The organism is Kitasatospora sp. NPDC056184 (assembly GCF_042268405.1).
In the GTDB taxonomy this organism is placed as follows: Bacteria; Actinomycetota; Actinomycetes; order Streptomycetales; family Streptomycetaceae; genus Kitasatospora.
Map to the genome: position 1 here is coordinate 192,680 of NZ_JBHJUI010000012.1, position 11,743 is coordinate 204,422.

Below are 11,743 nucleotides of genomic sequence, written 5' to 3' on the forward strand. Positions count from 1 at the left end.
GGTGGGCGTCCGCGGGGCGGGTCAGAGCTCGTAGACCGCGCCGGGCCGGGCGATGTCGACCGGTCCGGCGTAGGCGGCGGCCGCGTCCCGCCGGTTCAGCTCGGCGTCCGTCCACGGCGGGATGTGGGTGAGGACCAGCCGGCGGGCGCCGGCCGCGGTGGCGTGCTCGCCGGCCTCGCGGCCGTTGAGGTGGACGGCCCGGTAGGTGTCGCGGCCGTCGAGGTAGGCGGCCTCGCACAGGAAGAGGTCGGTGTCCCGGGCGAGCTCGACGAGATCGGCGCTCTCGCCGGTGTCGCCGGAGTAGACGAGGCTGCGGCCGCCGTGTTCGAGCCGGAAGGCGAAGGCGTCGACGGGGTGGTTGACCTGGGCGACGTCGATCCGCAGCGGGCCGAGCTCGAAGCGGCCGGGGGTGAGGGTGCGGAACTCGAACACCTCCTTCATCCCCGGGTTCTCGGGCATGTCGTAGGCGCGGGCCATCCGGGCGGCGGTGCCGGCCGGGCCGTAGACGGGCATCGGGTCGGGACAGCCCTCGGCCCGGTAGTTGCGGGCGACCCAGTAGGCGCACAGGTCGACGCAGTGGTCGGCGTGCAGGTGGCTGAGCAGGACGGCGTCGACGTCGTAGATCGAGACGTACTTCTGCAGGGCGCCGAGCGCGCCGTTGCCGAGGTCGAGCACGACGCGGTAGCCGCCGGCCTCCACCAGGTAGCTGGAGCACGGCGAGTCGGCCGACGGGAAGCTCCCAGAGCACCCCACCACGGTCAGTTTCATCCGAGCCCCTCCGCCCCGACACGTCCTGGCTGTCGCTGGTCATGACAGCGGGCCGGGAGTACCGGCCGGAGGCGCTGCCCTGCGCGTGTTGTCGAGGGTAAGGGCGGACCGGCACTTTGCCCCCGTCTCCGTGCCGTGCTGTGGCTGGAATCACCAGAACGCCGGGGAGGCGGGGGCGACGGCGCGTCAGCGGTGGCCGGGGCGCCGCCGGGCCCAGCCGCGGATGGTGGCGGGGTACCAGCGGGGGTGCCCGCCGGCGTCGACCAGGTCCGGTTCGGGCAGCAGGCCGTGCCGCCGGTAGGTGCGCACGGTCTCGGGCCGGACGTTGATGTGGCGGGCGATCTCGGTGTACGACCACAGGTCGGAGCCGCGGCTCACGGGTCACCTCCGCGGGTGCGTGGGGGGACGTTCGTGAGCAGCCTTTCCGCACGGCCCGGGAACCCCGGCCCCGGACCGGACGCCGTGGCCGTACCGTGACGAACCGGGAGCAGGACCCGGACAAATCCCCGGTCCGTCACGACCGGGGCCGCGGGCGCCTCAGGCCCAGAGCTGGCCCTGCAGCGCCTCGACGGCCGCCTCGGTGGACTCGGCGGTGTAGATGCCGGTGGACAGGTACTTCCAGCCGCCGTCGGCGACCACGAAGACGACGTCGGCGCGCTCGCCGGCCTGGGCGGCCTTGCGGCCGACCCCGATCGCCGCGTGCAGGATCGCGCCGGTGGAGACGCCGGCGAAGATGCCCTCCTGCTGGAGGAGTTCGCGGGTGCGGCGGACGGCGTCGGCGGAGCCGACCGAGAAGCGGGTGGTGAGCACCTCGGCGTCGTACAGCTCGGGGACGAAGCCCTCGTCGAGGTTGCGCAGGCCGTAGACCAGGTCGTCGTAGCGCGGCTCGGCGGCCACGATCCGCACCCCGGGGACCTTCTCGCGCAGGTAGCGGCCGACGCCCATGAGGGTGCCGGTGGTGCCGAGGCCGGCCACGAAGTGGGTGACGGTGGGCAGGTCGGCGAGGATCTCGGGGCCGGTGCCGGTGTAGTGGGCGCCGGCGTTGTCGGGGTTGCCGTACTGGTAGAGCATGACCCAGTCGGGGTGCTCGGCGGCGATCTCCTTGGCGATCCGCACGGCGGTGTTGGAGCCGCCGGCGGCGGGCGAGGGGATGATCTCGGCGCCCCACATGCGGAGCAGTTCGCGCCGCTCCTCGCTGGTGTTCTCGGGCATCACGCAGACCATCCGGTAGCCCTTGAGCTTGGCCGCCATGGCCAGCGAGATCCCGGTGTTGCCGCTGGTGGGTTCGAGGATCGTGCAGCCGGGGGTGAGCCGGCCGTCGGCCTCGGCGCGCTCGATCATGTGCAGCGCCGGGCGGTCCTTGATGGAGCCGGTGGGGTTGCGGTCCTCCAGCTTGGCCCAGAGGGTGACCAGGCCCTCGGTGTTCCCGGGCACCGCGGCGGACAGCCGGGGCAGGCGGACCAGCGGGGTGTTGCCGACGGCTTCGAGCGGGCTGTCGTAGCGCAAGGGGTCCTCCGGCGGGCGGCGGTGGGGTTCGGTACGGGCGGACCCGCACCGTCCCGTCCCGGACGGTGCGCGGGACGGGACGGCGCGGGCGGGTGGTCAGCGGGCGCCGCCGGCCACGGCGGGCAGGATGGTGACGCTGTCGCCGTCGGCGAGCGCGGTGGAGATGCCCTCCAGGAAGCGGACGTCCTCGTCGTTCAGGTAGACGTTGACGAAGCGGCGCAGCTCGCCGCCGTCCAGCAGGCGGGCGGCGATGCCCGGGTGGCGGGCGTCGAGGTCGTGGAAGAGTTCCCCGAGGTTGCTGCCGGTGCCCTCGACGGCCTTGGCGCCGTCGGTGTAGGTGCGGAGGATGGTCGGGATGCGGACCTCGATGGCCATGGGTGCGCTCCTGTGCGAGTCGTGAGGTGGGTGGGCCGCAGCGGGCGCGGCAGGGCGTTGCGGCCCGGGGCGGTGGTCTCCGCGGGCGGGCCGGTCGGGGCGGCTCAGCGCGAGCGCGCCGGCGTGCCGGGACAGATCGCACCGGCGAGCCGGCACAGGTCGATGTGCAGGCGCGCCACGAGGCGGATGCCCGGGGCCTGGGTGCTCACATCGACGGAACGCATGGGCTCATCGTATAGATTCCCGGGCCCGCTCCTCCATGCCCGTCTCGGGATACGGATGAGTTCGTCCCCCATGTCGAGACGGGCCGGAAACGCAAGGGCCCGCCGACCGCTCGCGGACGGTCGGCGGGCCTCGCCCAGGTGGGTGCGGGTCAGGCCGGGTAGGCCTCGACGACCTGGACGTCTTCCTCCGTGATCACGCCGTCCACGATGCGGAACGAGCGGAACTGGTACGGGTCCTCGGGGCCGTTGCCCTCGGCGGTCGAGACCAGGACGTAGTGGGCGTTCGGCTCGGAGGCGTAGCTCACGTCGGTGCGCGAGGGGTAGGCCTCGGTGGCGGTGTGCGAGTGGTAGACGATCACCGGCTCCTCGTCCCTGTCGTCCATCTCGCGGTAGAGCTTGAGCAGGTCACCCGAGTCGAACTCGTAGAAGGTGGGCGAGCGGGCGGCGTTGAGCATCGGGACGAACCGCTCGGGGCGGCCGCTGCTCTCCGGTCCGGCGACCACGCCGCAGGCCTCGTCCGGGTGGTCGGCACGGGCGTGGGCGACGATCGCGTCGCGCAGTTCTCGGGTGATGGTCAGCATGGCGCCAGGATAGCCACGCCCCGGCGGTGGGCCGCCGGGGCGTCCGAGGCGCGGTCAGCGGGCCCCGGTGCCGCCGTCGCCCGGCACGTGCAGGTGGTCGTGGGCGACCGCGTGCACCGCGGCGGGGGCGCGGCGGCGCAGCCCGCGGTAGCCGACGACCAGCAGCACGGCCCAGACCGGGAAGACGTACAGCGAGATCCGGTTGGACTCGTCCAGGGCGATCAGGACGACCACCAGCACCAGGAAGGCCAGCGCGGCCCAGCTGCTCCAGGCGCCGCCGGGGGCCTTGAAGGTGGGCGGCGGCAGGTGGCCGCCCTTCCAGGCCCGGCGGTAGCGGATCTGGCAGACGAGGATCATCGCCCAGGTCCACAGGCCGCAGACGGTCGCGACCGAGGTGATGTACTCGAACGCCTTGGCCGGGACGAGGTAGTTGAGCACCACGCCGACGCCCATCAGCAGCGAGGAGGCGGTGATCGCGGCGGCGGGGCTGCGGTGCCCGTTGAGCCGGGTGAGCCGCCCGGGGGCCTGGCCGCGCAGGGCGAGGTCGCGCAGCATCCGACCGGTGGAGTACATGCCGGAGTTGCAGGAGGAGAGCGCGGCGGTGAGCACCACGAAGTTGATGATGCCGGCCGCGGCGGGGATGCCGATCTTGCCGAAGGTGGCGACGAACGGGCTGACGCCGGGCTGGAACTCGGTCCACGGCACGAGCGAGAGGATGACGACCAGGGCGCCGATGTAGAACAGCGCGATCCGCCACGGCAGGGTGTTGATGGCCCGCGGGAGGGTCTTCTTCGGGTTCTCGCTCTCGCCCGCGGTGACGCCGACGAGTTCGACGCCCAGATAGGCGAACATGACGATCTGCAGGGTCATCACGGTGGCGCCGATGCCCTTGGGGAAGAAGCCGCCGTCCTGCCAGAGGTGAGTGATCGAGGCGGTGTCGCCGGCGTCGCTGAACCCGAGGGTGAGCACCCCGATGCCGATCAGGATCATGCCGATGATCGCGGTGACCTTGACCATGGAGAACCAGAACTCGATCTCGCCGAAGATCTTCACCGAGATCAGGTTGGCCCCGTAGAGGAGCACCAGGAAGCAGAGCGCGCAGAGCCACTGCGGGATCTCGGGCGCCCAGAACTTCACGTAGACGGCCGCGGCGGTGGTTTCCGCCATGCCCGTGACAACCCAGAAGAGCCAGTACGTCCAGCCCGTCACATAGCCGGCGAAGGGGCCGAGGAACTCCCGCGCGTACTCGGCGAAGCTGCCGGCCACCGGGCGGTAGGTGAGCAGTTCGCCGAGCGCCCGCATGATCGCGAAGATCACCACGCCGGCGACCGCGTAGGACAGGATCAGGCTGGGGCCGGACTTCGAGATCGCGGTGCCCGCGCCGAGGAAGAGGCCGGTGCCGATCGCACCGCCGATCGCGATCATCTGGATCTGGCGACTGCCCAGACCCCGGTGGTAGCCCTCCTCGTCCGGCTGGGTGTCGACGACCTCGTCGTAGAGCTGTTCGGCCATGCTGCACCGTCCTGGATGGGGTTTCGCGGCTGGGACTCGTGGGGGTGGGGGGAGGTGCAGTCGTACCACGCACGATCCGGATACCGGTGTCCATCTGAGCGATATTTGAGCATGCCCCGATAGGGTTTCGCCCGTTTTGCACGGAAAGGCCCCGACCATGCGTCCAGCATGCGGACGAGTGGTCGGGGCCTGATCCGAACGGGGGGTGACCCGCTCCGGGCGCGTGCCCGGAGCGGCGGCGGGCCTCAGCCGGCGACCGCCTCCAGCAGCGACTCCTGCAGGGCGCCGAGCCACAGGTAGGCCATCACCAGCGGCTTGCGGTCGTCGGTGTCCGGCAGGGCGTACAGGCCCTGCTCGTCCTCCTCGGTGATCTCCAGCCGCACGCCCAGGGTCAGCCGCAGGTCGTTGAGCGCTCCCAGCCAGCGCCGGCACGCGGCGCCGTCCAGGCTGACCGTGCCGCCCTCCCCGCCCAGGCCGTCCAGCGCCCGCACGACGTGCAGCGCGTCATCCCGCTTGCGGGCGCGCAGGTCCAGCTCGGTGTAGCGGCGGAACTCCCCGGAGGCCTCCCGGGACTCCGCGTCGGCCGGCTCCGCCGGATCCCCGTAGGCGTCCGGGAAGAGCCGGGCCAGCGCCGGGTCGTCGGGCGCCTTGGTCGGCCCCTCGGCGAACAGCGCCGCCAGCGGGTCGCCGGACCCCTCCCCGTCGCCGCCCGGGCCGGGGCCGATCAGCTCCAGCATCTGCACTTCCAGCGAGCGCAGGATGGAGGCCTCCAGCTCGTCCAGCGCGAGCACCGCGCCCCCGCCGCCGGCACTCTCGAACAACCCAGCCATCGGTATCGGTCAGCCCGTCCTCGTCGGTTCCAGTGGTCCGCGGCCGCCCGGGCCGCCGGTACGGCCGGCCGCACCCTCGGTCGGGCGGCCGGCCGCACGGTCAGTCGTGCTGCAGGGTCGCCCAGAGGCCGTAGCCGTGCATCGCCTGCACGTCGCGCTCCATCTCCTCGCGCGAGCCGCTGGAGACCACCGCCCGGCCCTTGGTGTGCACCTCCATCATCAACTTCCGGGCCTTCTCCTTCGGGTAGCCGAAGTAGGCCTGGAAGACGTACTGGACGTAGCTCATCAGATTGACCGGATCGTTGTGGACGATGGCGACCCACGGGGTGTCCGGCTCCGCCACCGGCACGCCCTCGACCTCCGGGCGCTCGATCTCCACGGGCGCGACACTCACCGCCGGATCCCTCCTGCCGCTCAGTTCGGTTCCCGGGTGGCTCCCACCCGGCCGTCACGTGACTTCCACGTGCCCCTCCTGCCCCATGCTGCCATCCGGGGGACCGGCGGGCGATTCCGCCCCGGGGCCGCGACGCGCTGGACGGATCCCCCGGCCGAGAAATCGTCACACTGACGCTAAGGGGTAGTAGCATCATCCGCATGGACGCCACTTCCGTGCTTGCGGCCGGCTCGACCGCGCTGCTCACCGACCGCTACGAGCTCACCATGCTGCAGGCCGCCCTGCGCAGCGGGGCGGCGCACCGCCGCTCCGTCTTCGAGGTGTTCACCCGCCGGCTGCCCGCCGGGCGGCGCTACGGCGTGCTGGCCGGGACCGGCCGGGTGCTGGACGCGGTGGAGAACTTCCGCTTCACCTCCGCCCAGCTCGGCTGGCTCGCCGACCAGCGGATCGTCGACGAGGACACCCTGCGCTTCCTCGCCGACTACCGGTTCACCGGCGACATCCACGGCTACCCCGAGGGCGAGGCCTACTTCCCCGGCTCGCCGCTGCTCACCGTCGAGGGCAGCTTCGCCGAGGCGGTGATCCTGGAGACGGTGATCCTCTCGATCCTCAACCACGACTCGGCGATCGCCGCCGCCGCCTCCCGGATGACCTCGGCGGCCGGCGGCCGCCCGGTGATCGAGATGGGCGCCCGGCGCGCCCACGAGCAGGCCGCCGTCGCCGCCGCCCGCGCCGCGTACGTGGCCGGCTTCGCCGCCACCTCCGACCTGGAGGCCGGCTTCACCTACGGCATCCCGACCACCGGGACCGCCGCGCACGCCTTCACCCTCGTCCACGACAGCGAGCGGGACGCCTTCCGGGCGCAGATCGACTCGATGGGCCGGGGCACCACCCTGCTGGTCGACACCTTCGACCTGCGCGAGGCCGTGCGCACCGCCGTCGAGGTGGCCGGGCCCGAGCTGGGCGCGGTCCGGATCGACTCCGGCGACCTCACCCTGCTCGCCCACCGGGTCCGCCGCCAGCTCGACGAGCTCGGCGCCACCGGGACCCGGATCATCGTCACCTCCGACCTCGACGAGTACGCGATCGCCGCGCTGGCCGCCGCCCCGGTGGACGGCTACGGCGTCGGCACCAGCCTGGTCACTGGCAGCGGGGAACCGACCTGCGCGATGGTCTACAAGCTGGTCGCCCGCGCCGCCGGGCCCGACGGCCCAATGGTCCCGGTCGCCAAGCGCGCGGCCGGCGGCAAGACCAGCATCGGCGGGCGCAAGTGGGCGGCCCGGCGGCCCGACGCGGACGGCGTCGCCGAGGCCGAGGTCGTCGGCACCGGGCCGGTCCCGGACGCGCTGGAGCCGCACCTGGTGCAGGTGCCGCTGGTCAAGGCCGGCGAGGTGGTCGGCCGGGAGCCGCTGGAGGCCGCGCGCGAGCGGCACGTCCGGGCCCGGGCGGCGCTGCCGCTGTCGGCCACCCAGCTCTCCAAGGGCGACCCGGTGCTGGTGACCGAGCTGCACGTGTGAGGCCGCCGGCCGCCGCGACGGCCCGCGTCCGCGGCGCGGACCGTTCGCGGGCGGTCCGCAGGCGGTCCGCAGGCGGTTCACGGACGGTTCGTGGACGGTTCGTGGACGGGGGAAGGGCCGGGAGCGCCCCGGGCCTTCCGCCCCCGGATGCCACTGCCTACAGTCGACCGTAGAGTTCCCCCGTACGGACCGTGAGGCCCCCTCACGTCCGCTCCCCCGTCCTCCGCAGGACCCCACCAGACCGAGGAATGCCAGCCATGCACCGGGCACTGATCGTCGTCGACGTGCAGAACGACTTCTGCGAGGGCGGCAGCCTGGCCGTCGCCGGCGGGGCCGAGGTGGCCGCCGCGATCACCGACCTCATCGCCGAGTCCGCGCCCGGCTACCGGCACATCCTCGCCACCCGCGACAACCACATCGACCCGGGCGACCACTTCTCCGACGACCCCGACTACGTGCACAGCTGGCCGGTGCACTGCGTCGCGGGCACCGAGGGGGTCGGGTTCCACCCCAACTTCGCCCCGTCGGTCACCTCCGGCGCGATCGAGGCGGTCTTCGACAAGGGCGCCTACACGGCGGCGTACAGCGGCTTCGAGGGCGTCGACGAGAACAGCCTCGGACCGACCGAGTGGCTGCGCGAGCGGGAGGTCACCGAGGTGGACGTGGTCGGCATCGCCACCGACCACTGCGTCAAGGCCACCGCGCTGGACGCGGTGCGGGCCGGGTTCACCACCCGGGTGCTGCTCGACCTGACCGCCGGGGTGGCCGCGCCGACCACCGCCGCCGCGCTGGACGAGCTGCGGGCGGCCGGGGTGGAGCTGGTCGGCACGCCGGTCGTCGGGGGCTGAACACCCGCGCCGGCTCCGGCTCCGGCTCCCGTTCCGACCCCCGGGCGCTCACCACCCGGTGACCAACAGCTCCACCACGTCGGTCCCGCCCAGCCGGAACGCCTCGCGCAGTTCGGCGCCGACCGCGTCCGGGGCCTCGGCCAGCCGCGCGCCGGAGACCTGCACCACCCGCACCCCCAGGTACTCCATCCGGTGCCGGCCGCCCCGCGCCCAGGCCGCCTCGCCCTCGCTGACGCAGCGCAGCTCCGGGTCGACCTCGACCGCGACGCCCGCCTCCGGCCAGTAGAGGTCCGGGACGGCGACGTAGGTGCCGCCGCGCATCCGCAGCTCCGGGCCGGTCAGCGGAACGGGCAGCAGCCACTCGTCCGCCAGCTCGCCGACCCGCTCCCGCACCCGGTCCCGCTCGGCGGCCAGCAGGCCGTCCAGCACGGCCCGCACCCGGGGGTCGGCGACCAGCCCGGCCTCGGCCAGCTCGGTGGCCAGCTCGCGCACCGGGCAGCGCAGCTCGGGGCGGCGGACGGCCTCGCAGAGCACCTCGCGGACCGGCACCGGCCGGACGGCCACTCCCCCGCCGCCCCGCTCGCCGCCGCACTCGCCGGCCCGGTCGCCGGACGTCCACTCGCGCAGCGCGTCGGCGACCGCCCGGGCCACCGGCGCGCAGGCCAGGCCGTGCACCGAGCGGGCCACCAACTCCCGCTCGGTACGCCGGATCCGCACCTCACCGGCGTCCTTCAGCCGCCGCTGGCGGGGCACCAGCACGTCCACCCCGGTGACGGCGGGCAGCCGGGGCACCGCGGCGAAGCCGTACAGCGCGAGCGCGGCCGTGCCGGTGATCACCGCGCCCTCGCGGCGGCCGCCCTCCCGGCCTCCTTCCCGGCCGCTCTGCGCCGCGTACAGCAGCGCCGCCCACATCCGCTGCTCCGGCGAGGGACCGCCGGACTGCAGCAGGTAGACCCGGGGCAGCAGCCGCTGCCAGGGGCCGCCGCGGCGGCAGTGCTCGCTGATGATCCGGGCCGGCACACCGCGGGCGCGCAGCTGGCCGGCGGTGAGGACGTTCTGCTGACGGCGCGCCAGTTCCTCCAGGGACGGCGGCGGCAAGGGAATCCGGTAGTTCATGCCGACACCATCCCCAACGCCCCGGAGCGAGTCGCGGCCGCCTGACGCACTGTTACCCAACCGTCGCGAAACCGGGATCAGGCTGCACTAAAGTCCTCATACCCTCACCCATTCGGAGGAATGGGCGATCAGCTGCTTGTCATATTCGATCATCATCGATCGACCACCAGGCCGTCTGACCCTGCGTGATCAAGCACATACGGCGAAGTCACCTCCGGGCGTCACTCCAGCCCGCCGGATTGCCTACCCTTAGTACATGTCACGTGACGAGACCGCCGGCCTCCGCGCGGCCCAGCTCCGCCTCGGACGCCTGCCCGGATACGTCCGCCGGCCGGACCCGGCCCGCCGTAGCGGCGCACAGGGCCATACCTACAAGAAGGGTTGGGAGGTCCGCTTCACCGCGCGCAGCGAAGCGGAGATAGCCGAGATCCGCGACCTCGTGGTCGCCGCCGGATTCGCCCCCGCCCGCCCCTTCTTCAAGGGCCACCAGCTGATCCAGCCCGTCTACGGGATGGCCGCTGTCCAGGCCTACCTGGCGGCTAGACAGGCGGCCGAGGAACACGCGGCGCGCACCGCCCACGGGCGGGCCCGGCGGGGCTCCGGGGCGGCCCGCCTCCGCGCCGCCGCCAAGGCCGCACACGAGGCCGTCCACGACACCGTTCACGAGGCCGTCCACGAGGCGGCCCGTGAGGAACAGGAGGCCCAACAGGCCCAGCAGACCCAGGAGATCCGGAAGACCCGGCAGGACGCCGGGCGGGACGCCGTGGAGCACGCGACCGCGGAGCACGGGACCGCGGACGTCCGGGCGCGGGAGCACGAGCAGGAGCGGCTGAGCGCCGCCACGGAGGCGGCCGGGACCGCAGGGGCCGCGGCTGCGGCGGCCGCGCGACTCGCCCGTCGGCGGGCGGTCGAGGCGTTCCCCGCCCAGCTCGCCCGGGGCGCCTCGCCGGACGACCGGATCGCCTCGGCGGAGGGCCGCCGCACCAGTTCCTGACCGTTCGTCAACTTTCCACTCGTACACGGCGATCCACCGTCGACGGGCCGGGCACGCGGGATGCGTGCGACGGGGCCGGCCCACCGCTCCACCCCCTTCCCGGGGGCCGCCGCCACGGGCTCGCGCGCGGCATCGCCGCAGCCCAACGGGGTCCGGCGCGGCCCGACCAGCGCGTGAACGGTGGTGCGCCCGGTGGTGCGGGCGCGGCTTCGCGCCGCAGACGTGGACGAGAACCGCCGAACCGCCTACGGTGGCACATCACACCCTCTGCGGTGGCGCGCCGCCAGGCCGCCGCCACCGGCCGTGCCACCCCGCTGACCGGCCACGAAGCTCCGCACCCACGCCTCTGACACCACTGCGCACCACTCCCCGCCATCCCGCCACCGCCGCACCGCCCGACGGCACCCCTCCGCCCGGCCACCGCCGGAACCGGCCGCGCGGCGGCGCCTTCCGGGCAATCCGGCCGATTGGTCACCCAGCGCACCGAGCGCCTACCGTAGAGTGAGCACAGATGATCGACCGTCAGAAGCCCATCTCACTTGCCGAGAAGCCGAGATGACCCAACGTCAAGACAGCACCGCCGAGCCGCCGCCAGGGGCCGGTGAACCCGCCGTACCGCTGGAGTTCGCGGCGTTCTGCGAGCTGCACCGACCGCGGTACCTCAGCTATGCCCGGGTCTGGCTGCCCGACCCGGATCGGGCGGCCTTCGCCGTCCGCCAGGCCTTCGCCGAAATCGCGGTCCAGTGGCGCGAGTTGCTGGGCAGCTCCAACCCCACCGCGCACGCCTGGCAGATCCTGCGCGACACTGTCGGCGACCACACCCGGCCGAGCGGCCCGCCCTCCGGCCGCCGCCCCGACGCCCCGGAACGTCCCGACGCCCAGGACCGTCCCGGCCGGCCCGCCGACGACGACCTCGCCATCCTGCACTACGTCGTCGGCCTCGCCGCACCGGAGATCGCCGACGTCATCGGCACCGACACCGCCAGCGTGGCCGGGCGGCTCCGCCGCACCATGCTGCGCGAGGCCTCCGGCTGGTGAGTCCCCGACCGGGACGACCATGAGCCGGTGACCACCCCCG

The 11,743-nt window shown here is 73.7% G+C and carries 14 protein-coding genes; 4 read left to right on the forward strand and 10 right to left on the reverse strand.

The window, feature by feature from the left end; genetic code table 11:
- Positions 1–21: 21 nt before the first annotated feature.
- From ACFC0B_RS24400 to clpS, 9 genes are all read right to left on the reverse strand, one after another.
- Positions 22–768, reverse strand: coding sequence for an MBL fold metallo-hydrolase (locus ACFC0B_RS24400; protein ID WP_376089473.1), 747 nt, complete (start codon positions 766–768; stop codon positions 22–24).
- Positions 769–954: 186 nt separating this feature from the next.
- Positions 955–1,146 carry a MerR family transcriptional regulator gene (locus ACFC0B_RS24405; protein ID WP_376089476.1) on the reverse strand — a complete coding sequence of 64 codons (192 nt, stop codon included), beginning with the start codon at positions 1,144–1,146 and terminating at the stop codon, positions 955–957.
- A gap of 159 nt (positions 1,147–1,305) precedes the next feature.
- Positions 1,306–2,274, reverse strand: a complete 969-nt coding sequence (locus tag ACFC0B_RS24410) for a PLP-dependent cysteine synthase family protein (protein WP_376089479.1) — start codon at positions 2,272–2,274, stop codon at positions 1,306–1,308.
- A gap of 96 nt (positions 2,275–2,370) precedes the next feature.
- Positions 2,371–2,649, reverse strand: coding sequence for a MoaD/ThiS family protein (locus ACFC0B_RS24415; protein WP_350544771.1), 279 nt, complete (start codon positions 2,647–2,649; stop codon positions 2,371–2,373).
- Positions 2,650–2,753: 104 nt separating this feature from the next.
- Positions 2,754–2,873 (reverse strand): putative leader peptide, encoded by a 120-nt coding sequence (locus ACFC0B_RS24420; RefSeq protein WP_376089482.1) that lies wholly within the window; start codon positions 2,871–2,873, stop codon positions 2,754–2,756.
- Between the two features lie 149 nt (positions 2,874–3,022).
- Positions 3,023–3,454 (reverse strand): Mov34/MPN/PAD-1 family protein, encoded by a 432-nt coding sequence (locus tag ACFC0B_RS24425; RefSeq protein WP_376089485.1) that lies wholly within the window; start codon positions 3,452–3,454, stop codon positions 3,023–3,025.
- A gap of 54 nt (positions 3,455–3,508) precedes the next feature.
- A complete protein-coding gene (locus ACFC0B_RS24430; protein WP_376089488.1) occupies positions 3,509–4,966 on the reverse strand; it encodes an amino acid permease in 1,458 nt (485 codons plus the stop codon).
- Between the two features lie 245 nt (positions 4,967–5,211).
- Positions 5,212–5,796 carry a DUF2017 domain-containing protein gene (locus ACFC0B_RS24435; RefSeq protein ID WP_376089491.1) on the reverse strand — a complete coding sequence of 195 codons (585 nt, stop codon included), beginning with the start codon at positions 5,794–5,796 and terminating at the stop codon, positions 5,212–5,214.
- Positions 5,797–5,896: 100 nt separating this feature from the next.
- A complete protein-coding gene (clpS, locus tag ACFC0B_RS24440) occupies positions 5,897–6,190 on the reverse strand; it encodes an ATP-dependent Clp protease adapter ClpS (RefSeq protein ID WP_376089494.1) in 294 nt (97 codons plus the stop codon).
- Between the two features lie 200 nt (positions 6,191–6,390).
- Here clpS and ACFC0B_RS24445 point away from each other — a divergent pair, with 200 nt between their 5' ends.
- Both ACFC0B_RS24445 and ACFC0B_RS24450 read left to right on the forward strand, forming a co-directional pair.
- A complete protein-coding gene (locus ACFC0B_RS24445) occupies positions 6,391–7,707 on the forward strand; it encodes a nicotinate phosphoribosyltransferase (RefSeq protein ID WP_376089497.1) in 1,317 nt (438 codons plus the stop codon).
- A 257-nt stretch (positions 7,708–7,964) separates the two neighbouring features.
- A complete protein-coding gene (locus ACFC0B_RS24450) occupies positions 7,965–8,555 on the forward strand; it encodes an isochorismatase family protein (protein WP_376089500.1) in 591 nt (196 codons plus the stop codon).
- A 48-nt stretch (positions 8,556–8,603) separates the two neighbouring features.
- Here ACFC0B_RS24450 and ACFC0B_RS24455 read toward each other — a convergent pair whose 3' ends face one another.
- Positions 8,604–9,671, reverse strand: coding sequence for a hypothetical protein (locus ACFC0B_RS24455; protein ID WP_376089503.1), 1,068 nt, complete (start codon positions 9,669–9,671; stop codon positions 8,604–8,606).
- Between the two features lie 256 nt (positions 9,672–9,927).
- Between ACFC0B_RS24455 and ACFC0B_RS24460 the strand changes: the two genes are divergently transcribed.
- On the forward strand, positions 9,928–10,665 hold the full coding sequence (locus ACFC0B_RS24460) for a hypothetical protein (RefSeq protein WP_376089506.1): 738 nt from the start codon (positions 9,928–9,930) through the stop codon (positions 10,663–10,665).
- Between the two features lie 555 nt (positions 10,666–11,220).
- A complete protein-coding gene (locus ACFC0B_RS24465) occupies positions 11,221–11,703 on the forward strand; it encodes an RNA polymerase sigma factor (RefSeq protein ID WP_376089509.1) in 483 nt (160 codons plus the stop codon).
- Positions 11,704–11,743 lie beyond the last annotated feature (40 nt).

Coding starts and splice junctions, on each gene's coding strand:
- ACFC0B_RS24400 (WP_376089473.1), bottom strand. CDS start 768: ATGAAACTGACCGTGGTGGGGTGCTCTGGGAGCTTCCCGTCGGCCGAC.
- ACFC0B_RS24415 (WP_350544771.1), bottom strand. CDS start 2,649: ATGGCCATCGAGGTCCGCATCCCGACCATCCTCCGCACCTACACCGAC.
- ACFC0B_RS24420 (WP_376089482.1), bottom strand. CDS start 2,873: ATGCGTTCCGTCGATGTGAGCACCCAGGCCCCGGGCATCCGCCTCGTG.
- ACFC0B_RS24425 (WP_376089485.1), bottom strand. CDS start 3,454: ATGCTGACCATCACCCGAGAACTGCGCGACGCGATCGTCGCCCACGCC.
- ACFC0B_RS24430 (WP_376089488.1), bottom strand. CDS start 4,966: ATGGCCGAACAGCTCTACGACGAGGTCGTCGACACCCAGCCGGACGAG.
- ACFC0B_RS24435 (WP_376089491.1), bottom strand. CDS start 5,796: ATGGCTGGGTTGTTCGAGAGTGCCGGCGGCGGGGGCGCGGTGCTCGCG.
- ACFC0B_RS24445 (WP_376089497.1), top strand. CDS start 6,391: ATGGACGCCACTTCCGTGCTTGCGGCCGGCTCGACCGCGCTGCTCACC.
- ACFC0B_RS24450 (WP_376089500.1), top strand. CDS start 7,965: ATGCACCGGGCACTGATCGTCGTCGACGTGCAGAACGACTTCTGCGAG.
- ACFC0B_RS24455 (WP_376089503.1), bottom strand. CDS start 9,671: ATGAACTACCGGATTCCCTTGCCGCCGCCGTCCCTGGAGGAACTGGCG.
- ACFC0B_RS24460 (WP_376089506.1), top strand. CDS start 9,928: ATGTCACGTGACGAGACCGCCGGCCTCCGCGCGGCCCAGCTCCGCCTC.
- ACFC0B_RS24465 (WP_376089509.1), top strand. CDS start 11,221: ATGACCCAACGTCAAGACAGCACCGCCGAGCCGCCGCCAGGGGCCGGT.